Genomic DNA, 11,808 nt, shown 5'->3' with positions numbered 1-11,808 from the left:
CGGGAATCGGGTGACGCATACCTCACCACCGAACCATGACGAGCGGTGTCCTCCCCACCGTGATTACGGTAAAAGCGAAGGCAACTCAACGAAGATCTTGCCGGCGAAGCGAGGAACAGATGACGGAAGTCAAGCTCGACCACCCCGGTGGGCAGCTGTCGATGCCGGTACAGCCCGCGGTCGAGGGGCCCGCCGGGATCGGGGTGGGCAAGCTGCTGAAGGAAACCGGGATGACGACGTACGACCCCGGTTTCGTGAACACCGCGTCCTGCTCGTCCGCGATCACCTACATCGACGGTGACGCGGGCATCCTGCGGTACCGCGGCTACCCGATCGAGCAGCTGGCCGAGAAGTCCTCCTTCCTGGAGGTCTCGTACCTGCTGATCTACGGCGAGCTGCCGACCCAGACGCAGCTGACCGAGTTCAGCGACCGGATCCGGCGGCACTCGCTGCTGCACGAGGAGATGCGCCGCTTCTTCGACGGCTTCCCGCGCGACGCGCACCCGATGGCCGTGCTCTCCTCGGCCGTCAGCGCCATCTCGACCTTCTACCAGGACAGCCTGGACCCGTTCGACTCCGAGCACGTGGAGATGTCCACGATCCGGCTGATGGCGAAGGTCCCCACCATCGCCTCGTACGCGTACAAGAAGTCGATCGGCCAGCCGCTGCTCTACCCGGACAACTCGCTGGGCTACGTCGACAACCTGCTGCGGATGACCTTCGGTGTTCCGGCCGAGGAGTACGAGGTCGACCCGGTGATGTCGAAGGTGCTGGACATGCTGTTCGTCCTGCACGCCGACCACGAGCAGAACTGCTCCACCTCGACCGTCCGGCTGGTCGGCTCCAGCAACGCCAACCTGTTCGCCTCGGTCTCGGCCGGCGTGAACGCGCTGTTCGGCCCGCTGCACGGCGGCGCCAACCAGGCCGTGCTGGAGATGCTCCAGAAGATCCAGGCCGACGGCGGCGACGTCCGGTCCTTCGTGCAGAAGGTCAAGGACAAGCAGGACGGCGTGAAGCTGATGGGCTTCGGCCACCGGGTCTACAAGAACTACGACCCGCGCGCCGCCATCGTGAAGAAGGCCGCGCAGGACGTGCTCGGCCGGATGGCCAAGCCGGACCCGCTGCTCGACCTCGCGGTGCAGCTGGAGGAGATCGCCCTCGCCGACGACTTCTTCGTCTCCCGCCGGCTCTACCCGAACGTGGACTTCTACACCGGCCTCATCTACAAGGCCATGGGCTTCCCCACCAAGATGTTCACGGTGCTCTTCGCGCTGGGCCGGCTCCCCGGCTGGATCGCCCAGTGGCGCGAGATGATCAACGACCCGGAGACCAAGATCGGCCGCCCCCGGCAGATCTACACCGGCTACGCCGAGCGGGACTACGTCCCCGCCACCGAGCGCTGAGTCCGGTCCCGACGGCGAAGGCCGCCGACCCCGTGGGGGGTCGGCGGCCTTCGTGTATGCGGGCCGCTGCGTCAGCCCACCAGGGAACGCAGCGGGATCCGCGCCTCCCGGAGGGCACCCACCAGGTCACGCAGGAACGGGTGCTCGTCGGCCTGGAGGCCGGCCGGATTCGGGATCACCAGGTAGGCCGACCCGTCCACCTCGGAGACCCGGGCGGTGTCGGTGTACCGGGCGACGACCGCCTCGGCCCGACCGCGGTCGGCGGCCGCCACCTCGACGGTGATCGGGCGCCACTCGCCGCCCAGGTCGTCCGCCACCGGCTGGGCCGCCGCGGCCGCCCGGGCGGGGTCGACGCCTGTCGTCCGCCGCGCGCCGCCGCGGTCCGCCGCCGCGCCCGACGGGTAGAGCAGTGCGTTGGCCACCAGGTGCAGCCCGTTCTCGTTGTACGCCCGGAAGAGCGGGTTGAACGCGAACAGCACGGCCCGGCCGGCGCCGGTCGGCTCGTCCACGAGCGCGACAGTGCCCTTCAGCACCTCGCTGCGCGTGGTGTAGCCGTTCGCCCAGAAGGTGTCCCCGGACGGGTAGGTGAGGACGTTGGTGCCGGTGCTGCTCGGGTTCAGGATCGAGTCGCTGTTGTTGAACTCGAAGTCCTCCGCCGGGCGGCCCAGCGCGACCGGGCTGCTGCCGTCGACGTCGACCCGCAGGTGCGAACCGATCATCCGGTAGTCCGCCGGCTTCGCCTTCTCGGTGGTGGAGGTGAGGCCGGCGGCCCGGGCCATCCGGGTGCCCTCGTTGCGCAGGCCGAGGTAGGTGTGGCCCTGGGCGATCCAGTTCCGCAGGTTGGCCTGCCCGGCGGCGGTGAGCCCGCCGGTCGCGCTGCTGCCGTCCGGCACGAGCAGCACAGTGCGCCCAGTGAACGCCGGGGTGTTGTCGTTGATGTCGGCGGTGGTCACCGGCGTGAGGTCGAGCCCCCACCGCTTGCCGAGCACGTACCGGGCCTCGCCGTGCGAGCCGGAGGTGGTGGAGATGCCGGTGCCCTGGAACAGGCCGACGTCCGGCAGGTCCACCGGGCTGCCGGTGGCCGCCGCGCCGCTGGGGCTCAGGGTCACCCCGAGCGACCGGGCCAGCCGGTCGATCTCCGGGGTCAGGCTCTTCGCGGGGAAGCCGACCACGCTGGTGTCGAGGTCACGGACGAGCGGCACGCCCAAGCCGAGCAGCCGGAAGGTGAGTTCGGCCGCCGCCGCCGAGTCCAGCGGGTACGCGTACGACCCCTTCGCCCCGGCCGCCGAGGTCGTGCCGCCGGTGATCTCCCGGACCGGCCGGGCGTGCGGCCGGACGTCGTCGCCGGTGTAGATGGTGTCCACGCCCATGAGCAGCGGGTTGCTCCAGGACGACACGTCGTAGAAGTAGGGGAACGGGACGTACGGGTCCTCGCCCATGATCGCCTGGATCCAGTGCTTCTGCGGCTGGTCCATCGGGATCCAGTACGCGCCCACCGGCACCGTGACGTCGGTCGCGGTGCGCCCGCCGAAGACCCGGGCGGTGGGCACCGTCGTCGGCCTGGTCACCTCGTAGACCTCGACGTCCATCCCGCGCAGCCGCTCGACCAGCCGGCGCACGTCGCCGAGCTGCCGGTCGGGAAGCAGGAAGTACGAGCGGATGCTGATGTCCGGCACCGGGAACTGGACGGTGTTGGTCGGCTGGACCACCTCGTTCGGCTCCAGCGCCCCGGCCCGGCCCTCGGCGAGCGCGTCCGTCCAGATCTTGTAGTAGCCGGTGAGCACCTCGTGCCTGTTCGCGGCGGCCCAGCCGAGGGTGGACCACTGGGTGTGGAACTGCTGCTGGACCCGGTCGGCCACCGCCGACGCGCTGCCCTTCTCGAAGGTCATGCCCGCGGCGCCGAAGCCGGCGGCCGGGACGGTGTCGCCGTAGCCCATGAAGAACAGGTCGTACGTCGCGTAGTTGAAGTAGCACTCGGTGGTGACGGCGCCGCCGCAGGCGCCGTTGAAGCCGAAGCCGGCCTTGTTGGCCTCACCGATCCGGTTGATCCAGTCGACGTTCTCGCTGGCGATCTCGTGGTGGATCGGGTCGGCGTTGGGCGGGAAGAAGTACTGCCGGCCGCCCATCTCGTGCGCGTCGACGAAGACCTGCGGCGGGTACTGCCGCAGGAGTTCGATCTTGCCGTCGGTCTCCTGCTGGGTGCGGGCGAACCAGTCCCGGTTCATGTCGAAGCCGTACTCGTTCTGCCGGCGGCTGGCGTCGCGGCCGTCGGGGTTCTGGGTCGGCACGATGACGGTCACGAGGTTGTCGTTCCGCTCCGCGACCGCGCAGGACAGGCCGGATGCCAGCTCGTACAGGGTCTTGAGCGCGGCGTCCGTGCCGCTCTTCTCCCCGCCGTGCACGTTCGCGGTCACCCAGACGATGGCCGGGCGGTCGGCCGCGGTCTCGGCGGCCTTCTTCGCCGTGGTCCGGCGCGGGTCCCGCAGGTCGCGGATGTCGTCGGCGATCTGCCGCAGCGCGCCCCGCCGGATGTGCCGCTCGTTCGAGACGACGGCGTACGGCAGCGGCTGGCCGAGCACGCTCGTCGCCATGACGCCGGTGACGACCCGGTCGGAGGCGGCGTCGACGGCCGTCAGGTAGCTACGGACCTCGTCGTTGGTGACGACCCGCTCCTGGCCGGTGCCGAGCGGGAAGCCCAGCGCGGACTCGGGGCTGGGCACGGTGGACAGCCGGGCGGCAGGATCGTCGCTGCAGCCGGGCGGCGTGGGGGCGGCGCCGGCCGGCGCGCCTCCGAGCAACGGCGTCAGGCCGGCCAGCAGGAGCAGCGCGGCGAGGCCGGCCGTTCTTCTCGTGGGGACCGCCCGGTGTGGACGCTTCGACAGGCGCATCGGGATGCCTCGTTTCACTCGGGGGCAGATCGAGCGAGCTGGATCGAACGTATGAGCTGCGGTTTCGGTGAGCAAGAGTCAGTGGGAGCGGTGCCCGGCCGCGCCGCCGGTGGTGGGCAGATTGCCGAGCACGTGGTTGATGATGTGGATCCGCGCGCCGGCGACCTGGTAGTCGGCGCACACGGTGTCGGCCTGGTCGGCCAGGCGGGCGCTCCCCCCGCCACCGGTGACCGTCACCGTGGTGCCGGCGAGCGTCGTGACCTTTCCGGCGGACACCAGGTCGGACAGCGACAGCGACCCGGCGACGAGGTGTTCGCGGAGCAGGCCGCGGAGCTTGTCCCGGTCGGCCAGGAGCAGGTGGTCCAGGTCGTCCTCGGAGAACTTGGCGGCGAACGCGTCGTCGGTCGGGGCCAGGATGGTCACCCCCGAGCCGCCGTGCAGGTCGGCGGACAGGCCGGACGCCCGCACCGCCGCCTCGAACCTGGTGAGGACGGGAAGCCACTGCAGAGCGACCTCGGCCGGCTGGCCGGTGAGGGCCGCCGGGTTGCCCGGGTCGCTGCCGGAGGGCAGCAGGTCACACAGCGGGCCGCTCACGACGGGCGCCGCGTTCGGCGCGGCGCCGCCGGCGGCGGCCGGCGAGGCGGTGCCGGCACCGGAGCAGCCCGTGCCGGCGAGCAGCAGGGACAGCGCGGCCGCGGCGAGCGCGGCGGCCGGTCGCCGGCGTGCCGGCCACCGGCGCCGGGGGAGGATTCGGGATCGCGGGGGGATGACGGGCCGTTCCACGGCGTCTCCGGTCAGGTCGGGTCGTACCGGCCGGACCGGGGTGGCCGGTCCGGCCGGTACGACGATCAACGGATCAGAGGCTCGCGCACTGGCCGGTCTTCGGGCCCTGCGTCGAGTTGCCCAGTTCCAGGTCGACCGGCGCCGTGGCGTTGCCGTCGCAGCGCAGCGGGCCGGTGACCGTGTTGGCCGCCAGCAGCGGCGCGTCGCCCCGGTTGCCGGACACGTCGAGCGGACCGTCGACCGTGGCGTCGACGACCACCACCGGGCCGGTGCCCTGCGCGATCCGGACCGGGCCGCCGACCGTGCTGTCGGTCAGGAAGACCCCGGCGGCGCCGGTCGCGTCCACCGGGCCGGTGATCGACGAGCCGGTGGCGACAAGCGTGCCGCCGGGCCGGACCCGGACCGGGCCGGTCACCGTGGCGTCCCGCAGGCAGGTGACGCCGGAGACCACGAGCGGGCCGTCGTGCGGGCCGGTCACCGTCGGGTGCACCCGCTCGGCGTCGACCAGCTTCTCCACGGCCTGCCCGTCGAGCAGCAGCGGGATCAGCCCCCGTTCGGGCTGGGCGAGGGGCACCACGTACCCGTCGTCGACCTTGACCACCTTCCAGCCGTGCGCGGCGAGCCGCTGCGCGACAGTGGTCCGCTGGCCGGCCGGGCCGTCGGTGCGCTCACCGTGGTACTGCTCCTCGGTGAGCCGGTAGGCGCACGGCGCGTCGGTGAGGATCTGGTCCTCGCGCGGGGCGTCAAGCGGCGGCGGGGCCTCACCCGGGTGCGGCGACGGGTACGCCGCGATCGGGCGGGAGCCGCGGAAGACGATCCGGCCGGTGTTCGACACCTGGAAGGTGATCGCGTCGGCCCGCGCGGAGGTGATCTCCTTGAGGTTCGCCCGGTGGTAGTCGAGGAACTGCTGGAACGTCCAGAGCGCCGAGTACGCCTTGCGCCGCCGGTTGTTCGCCGTGTTGCCCTCGTCCGGCCGGGTGGTGCCGCCGGCGCTGCGCAGTTCCAGCAGGGAGTTCACCACGTTCTTGAGCCCGAGCGTGTTGCGCAGGATGGTCTCCTCGCTCAGCCCCACGTTGCCGCCGCCGTTGCACCCGTACGGGCAGGGCCACCAGCCGTCCTTCGCGCCCTGCGTGTACATGTGACCCTCGATCATGTGCTGCGACTCGTCGAAGATCGGCTGGGCGACGTTCTGGTGCCGCGGCGGCAGCATCGGCAGGTCGCCGGCGCTGGAGTTGCCGAACTCGTGCCCGTCGTAGCCGGCCACCGGCCGGTAGTCGCGCAGCATCCGCACCAGCGCGAAGGTCTCCGGCTGGCGGACCAGCGAGTAGTCCCGGTTGAGGTCCTGGCCGGTGGAGTTGCCCCGGGTGTTGGCCGCCCGGCCGTCCCCGTTGATGGTGGGCACGATCAGCACGGTGGTGTGCGACAGCAGGTCCAGCGTGCGCGGGTCGTCGCTGAAGGCCAACTGGCGCGCCATGATGAGGCAGGCTTCCCGGTCACCCGGCTCGTTGCCGTGCACGTTGCAGTTGATCATCAGCGGCGAGGTGGCGGCCACCGCCGCCGGGGTGGCCGGCGGGGTGGGGTAGCCGATGACGAACATGTTGATCGGGCGGCCCAGCGCGGTCCGGCCGATCTCGGTCACCCGGACACGGTCGCTCGCCTCGTCGACCGCCGCGGTGTACGCGTACTCGTTGACGTCGCTGGTGTACTGCGCCGCGAGGGTCGTCTCCCACTGGGTCCGGAGGTTCTGGCCCGGCACGGCGGGGTCCCCCCAGGGGGCCCGGGTGGTGCCGGCGATCGGCGCCGAGAACGGCTGGTCGGTGGCGCCGAAGCGGGCGCGGACCCGCCACTGGAACCGGGCGCCCGGGTTGAAGCCGGCGTCGGCGAAGGTGGGCGAGGAGTTGTTGATCTGACGGTTCGGCCGCCAGACGCCGGTGATGACCGCCGGTCCCGCCGCCGTGTCGTCGGCGGCGACCGGGGTGCGCTCGATCTGGTAGTCGGTGGCGCCGTCGACCGGCGTCCAGGCGAGGGTGGCGTAGCCGTCGCCCTGCACGACCGTCAGGCCCTGGACCTGGCCCGGTTCGGCCGGGTCGGCCTGTGCGGGCACGGGCCCGGCGAACGCCGCGAGGCTGGCGGCGAGCAGGGCGGAGAGAAGGGCCGTCGTCCGTCTGTCTCTCATGGAAGCTCCAGAACAGGTGGGATGACTTCGGTCCGGACAGCACACGCCAGCCACCCCGCCCACGGTGGACGGCGCTCGATTTCTTGAGATTGATCTGAGGATCGGCGGCTCACTCCGGCCGGAGCCGGTAACCCACCCCGCGTACGGTCTCCACCAGGCCCGCGTCGTCGAGCTTGCCCCGCAGGGCGGCGACGTGGACGTCGAGGGTGTGGCCGCCGCCCCAGGTGGTCTGCCAGACGTCCATGAGCAGCCGCTCCCGGGGCACCACCGTCCCGGCCTGCCGGGCCAACGCCATCAGCAGCGCGAACTCCTTGCGGGTCAGGACCACCTCCCGGGCGCCGAGCCAGACCCGCCGGGCGTTGAGGTCCAGCCGCAGGTCGCCCACCTCCAGCGCCGGCTCGGCCCGGAAGGCGCGGGCGCTGCGGCGCATCACGGCCTCGATCCGGGCCTGCAACTCCGCCATCGAGAACGGCTTCACCACGTAGTCGTCGGCGCCGGCCCGCAGTCCCGCCACCCGGTCCCGCTCGTCGGAGCGCGCGGTCACCGCGATGATCGCGATGTCCTCGTTGTGCCGGCGGATCTCCCGGCACAGCGCCAGGCCGTCCCGGTCCGGCAGGTTGAGGTCGAGCAGCAGGAGGTCGACCGGCCCCGCCTCGGCCGCCTCCGACGCGGTCGTGGCCGTGATGACCGAGTTGCCCCGGCGGCGCAGCGCGGCGGCGAGCGCGGACGCGACTCGCAGGTCGTCCTCCACCAGAAGCACCCGCACCGCGTCTCCTCGAACCTCGTCGCGACAGGTTCACGCGAGTCTGTCCGATCCGCACCGGCCGCGACCAGTCCGGACGGGAGATCACGGCCAGACGATCATGCGTGTCGAGCCGTCGGGCCGACCCGGTGAGCCCCTCAGGAGTGGCTCGGTGCCTTGAGGTGAAGCGGTAGGACGAACGCGGTGGAGACCGCCAGCTCGCGGTCGAGCACCTCGTCGCGGGGGACGAAGACCATCGCCCGGCCCTCGCCGCACACCACGTCCTCCTGGCGGGCGTCCGTGGCGCCGCGGAAGACGTGGACCGTGACCGTGTGCGGGAAGCCCTCCTCGTAGGGGCGCGGGCCGGTCCAGAGGGGACGCAGCTCGCCCGCGGTCAGGCCGGTCTCCTCCCGCAGCTCCCGGCGGGCGGCCTCCTCCGGCGTCTCACCGGGCTCGATGCTCCCGCCGGGCAGGCTCCACTGGTTGGGTGAGACGGGCGCGTGCTCGTCACGGTGCTGGAGGAGGATCGCGTCCGAGGGGTCGACGAGCAGGACGAGCGCGACGTCATAGCTGGCCATCGCGGCATCATTCCACGGCGGCTCTCCCGGCGCGGGACCGTCGGCGCGAAGCTTCCGACCAGCCGGAGCCGGCCGGCCGGCCCACTAGCATGATCCCGTGCCGGAGGACTTCATCGCTGACGACCAGTTGGCCGCATTCCTGCGGGCCGTGAGGGCCCAGCCCACCGTCGGCGAACCGGACGTGACGACCGCGCGTCTAGCCTCCCGCGCACGGGCCGCGGCACGTACGCCGGGACCGGAGGTCCCGACCATCGACACGACGATGGCGGGTGTCCCGGTACGGGTGTACGCGCCGGGCGCGGTCCCAGCGGTCGTCTACCTCCACGGCGGCGGGTTCGTCCTGGGAGACCTCGACACGCACGACGCGCAGGCGCGGCGGCTCGCCGTGGCCACGGCGGCGTCGGTGGTCGCGGTCGACTACCGACGCGCGCCGGAACATCCCTGGCCGGCGGCGGTCGACGACGCGGTGGGGGTGGTCCGGCGGGTGGCCGGCGACGGGACACCGGTGGCGGTGGCCGGGGACTCGGCCGGCGGTCTCATCGCGATCCTGGCGGCGCTGCGGCTGCGCGACGAGGTTCCCCTGCTGGCGCAGCTGCTGGTCTGCCCGAACGCCGATCCCACGCTCCGGTGTCCGAGCGTCGAGGACAAGGGGCGCGGCTGGCTGCTCGATGCCGGCACCCTTCGCCGGTGGGTCGCCATGTGGCTGCCCGATCCCGACACCCGCGACTCGCCGTCGACCAATCCGCTCGTCGCGGACCTGCGAGGTCTGCCGCCGGCCGTCGTCGTGACCGCCGAGCACGATCCTCTGCGCGATGAGGGTGAGGCCTACGTCGCGCGCCTGCGGGCCGCCGGCGTGCCGGTGACGCACCGACGTGAGCCCGGACTGGTCCACGACTTCCCGACCCTGCGGGACGTGTCACCCGCCGCCGCCACGGCGGCGGACCGTTTCCTCCGCGACGCCGCGCAGGTGCTGGGCCGACGATCCAGCTGATCTTCCGCGGCCGACGCGCGGCCGGGCGTACCACTGGTCACCGGACGCCCAGACGCCTGCCCAGGGAGAAACCGGAGTCGGCGTAGCCGTGCCGACCGTAGAAGCGCACCGCACCCACGTTGCGGTGGTGGATGCCGGCGGACAGGTACGTGATCCCTCGATCGGTCGCCCACCGTTCGGCCGCCTCCAGCAGCGCTGTTCCCACCCCGAGTCCCCGGGCGTCAGGCAGCACGACGGTGTGCACCTGCGCCGACGGCTCAGGACGCAGGATCTGATGCTCCGGCGGCTCGGACTGCCGCAGCACCTCGATCATCCCGACCACCCGGCCGTCCCGAACCTCGGCGACGAGAACACCGTCCCGCCCCGCCTCGTCGCCCAGCAGGGCCGTGAAGTGACGCGCCACCGTCTCGCGCCGCGGAACGCGGTAGACGTCCGGATCGAGAGCGAGGTGGGCCTCGGCGTTGGCCAGCCGCAGCTCCACCAACGAAGGAACATCCGCCAGGCCCGCCAGCCGAACCGTCAGCCCAACCTCCCGCATGATCGCGATCCTAGGGGCGACGCGGCAGTCCTGGGGAGGTGTCCATGATCGGCCGCCGGCCCGGTGCAGGGGCCGGCGGCCGTCATGGCTCGGGTCAGCGCAGGCCGGCGGCGGCGAGCAGGTTGCCCTCGGGCAGGGCGGGCAGGGTCCGGCCGGCGGTCATCCGCTGCTCGGCCCGGGCGGCCGTGAACGCGGGATCGCCCGCGATGGCGGACGCGTACGCGGCGGCCGTGCGGGACGCGATGGCCGACCAGCCGTACTGCTCGTGGACCATGGCGCGGGCGCGCCGGGCGAGCAGCCGCGCCCGGTCCCGGTCGGAGAGCAGCGCGTGCACCGCCTCGGAGAGCCCGTCCGGGTCCTGCGGGGCGAAGGTCAGCCCGGTGACGCCCGGCTCGACGATCTCGGCCAGCCCGCCGGTGCGGGACACCGCGAGCGGCGCGCCGGCCGCGGCCCCCTCCAGGGCCACCATGCCGAACGGCTCGTAGATGCTCGGCACGGCGAAGCAGTCCGAGGCGGCCATCACGGCGGGCAGGTCGGTGCCGCCCAGGAAGCCCGGCATGCTGACGGTGGCGCCCAACCCGAGCCGGTGCACCTCGGCCTCCAGGGTCGCCCGGTAGGGCCCGTCGCCGACGATCACCGCGCGCAGCCCGGGGTGCCGGTCGCGCAGCCGGGGCAGCCCGGCCAGGAGGTGCTGCACGCCCTTCTCGTAGACCAGCCGGCCCGCGAAGGTGACAAGCGGGCCGTCCCCGGCGAACCGGGCGCGGGCGGCGGCGACCGCCGAGCCGGGCACCCGCCAGCGGTGCGGCTCCACCCCGTTGGGGACCACGTCGACCCGGGTCGGGTCCACCCCGAACAGCGCGCCCACCTCGTCGCGCATGTAGCCGGAGCAGACGATCACCCGGCCGGACTCGGTGGCCAGCCAGTGCTCGACGCCGTGGATGGTGCGGTTCATCTCCTCGGGCAGCCAGCCCTGGTGCCGGCCCGCCTCGGTGGCGTGGATGGTGCTGACCAGCGGCACGTCCAGGTGCTCGCGCAGCGTCATGGCGGTGTGCGCGACGAGCCAGTCGTGGGCGTGGATGACGTCGTACGCGCCGGACTCGGCGGCGCGCAGGGCGGCCCGGGTGAGGGTGTGGTTGAAGGCCATGGTCCAGGCCAGCAGCGAGCCGGTAGCGAGGGGGAAGGTGACCGGGTCCTCGGCGGCGCGGACGATCCGCACGCCGTCGGCGTACTCCTCCAGGGGAGCGCCCTCGGCGTGGCGGGTGACGACGGTGACCTCGTGGCCGGCGGCGGCGAGGGCGACGGAGAGCGCGTGCACGTGGCGGCCGAGGCCGCCGACGAGCACCGGCGGGTACTCCCACGACAGCATGAGGATGCGCCGGGTCCGGGGCGGCACGCCGGGCTGCGGTGGGATGGTCGGGCGGGAGGTGAGGGTGGGCCGGTGGGTCCGGTCCGTCGCGGTGGCGGGCTGCGCGCCGACCCGCAGGGTGGTCACATCGATCTCCGTCCATGCATGCTGGAACGCGCCGGCGTCACTGGCGGCGTGGGAAGCGTGGGGGGCGGCCGAACGGCCGGGTGGACCCGCGCGGGCACGCGTGTCCGTTATCCAGGAAAAGCCATCCGGCGCGAACCCGCACCTCGAAAAGGGCGATCGTGACGGACGACACCCGAAGGTCCAGCCCGCCTCAGGTCGGTGGATTTCGGTTACCGTC

Annotated in this window: 9 protein-coding genes; 2 read left to right on the top strand and 7 right to left on the bottom strand. The window is 72.8% G+C overall.

What is annotated here, in order from left to right:
• Positions 1-119: 119 nt before the first annotated feature.
• Positions 120-1,403 carry a citrate synthase gene (locus NLX85_RS32600; RefSeq protein ID WP_091309039.1) on the top strand — a complete coding sequence of 428 codons (1,284 nt, stop codon included), beginning with the start codon at positions 120-122 and terminating at the stop codon, positions 1,401-1,403.
• Between the two features lie 71 nt (positions 1,404-1,474).
• On the opposite strand, the gene NLX85_RS32595 is transcribed toward NLX85_RS32600, so the two are convergent.
• From NLX85_RS32595 to NLX85_RS32575, 5 genes are all read right to left on the bottom strand, one after another.
• Positions 1,475-4,291, bottom strand: coding sequence for a M14 family zinc carboxypeptidase (locus NLX85_RS32595; RefSeq protein WP_254341700.1), 2,817 nt, complete (start codon positions 4,289-4,291; stop codon positions 1,475-1,477).
• 78 nt (positions 4,292-4,369) lie between these two features.
• Positions 4,370-5,143, bottom strand: a complete 774-nt coding sequence (locus NLX85_RS32590; RefSeq protein ID WP_254341698.1) for a fasciclin domain-containing protein — start codon at positions 5,141-5,143, stop codon at positions 4,370-4,372.
• A gap of 4 nt (positions 5,144-5,147) precedes the next feature.
• A complete protein-coding gene (locus tag NLX85_RS32585) occupies positions 5,148-7,250 on the bottom strand; it encodes a M14 family metallocarboxypeptidase (RefSeq protein WP_254341696.1) in 2,103 nt (700 codons plus the stop codon).
• 109 nt (positions 7,251-7,359) lie between these two features.
• Positions 7,360-8,016 (bottom strand): response regulator transcription factor, encoded by a 657-nt coding sequence (locus tag NLX85_RS32580; protein WP_254341694.1) that lies wholly within the window; start codon positions 8,014-8,016, stop codon positions 7,360-7,362.
• Positions 8,017-8,150: 134 nt separating this feature from the next.
• Positions 8,151-8,570, bottom strand: coding sequence for an NUDIX domain-containing protein (locus tag NLX85_RS32575; RefSeq protein ID WP_254341692.1), 420 nt, complete (start codon positions 8,568-8,570; stop codon positions 8,151-8,153).
• Positions 8,571-8,667: 97 nt separating this feature from the next.
• On the opposite strand from NLX85_RS32575, the gene NLX85_RS32570 reads away from it, so the two are divergent.
• Positions 8,668-9,561 carry an alpha/beta hydrolase gene (locus NLX85_RS32570; protein WP_254341690.1) on the top strand — a complete coding sequence of 298 codons (894 nt, stop codon included), beginning with the start codon at positions 8,668-8,670 and terminating at the stop codon, positions 9,559-9,561.
• A 37-nt stretch (positions 9,562-9,598) separates the two neighbouring features.
• Here NLX85_RS32570 and NLX85_RS32565 read toward each other — a convergent pair whose 3' ends face one another.
• Entirely contained in the window at positions 9,599-10,099 is a 501-nt protein-coding gene (locus NLX85_RS32565; protein WP_254341688.1) for a GNAT family N-acetyltransferase, read from the bottom strand.
• Positions 10,100-10,193: 94 nt separating this feature from the next.
• Complete coding sequence (locus tag NLX85_RS32560; protein WP_254341687.1) at positions 10,194-11,591, bottom strand: glycosyltransferase family 4 protein; 1,398 nt, start codon at positions 11,589-11,591, stop codon at positions 10,194-10,196.
• Positions 11,592-11,808 lie beyond the last annotated feature (217 nt).

It is taken from the genome of Micromonospora sp. A3M-1-15 (genome assembly GCF_024213425.1).
GTDB lineage: Bacteria > Actinomycetota > Actinomycetes > Mycobacteriales > Micromonosporaceae > Micromonospora > Micromonospora chersina.
This window is presented reverse-complemented; position numbering and strand designations above follow the sequence as displayed.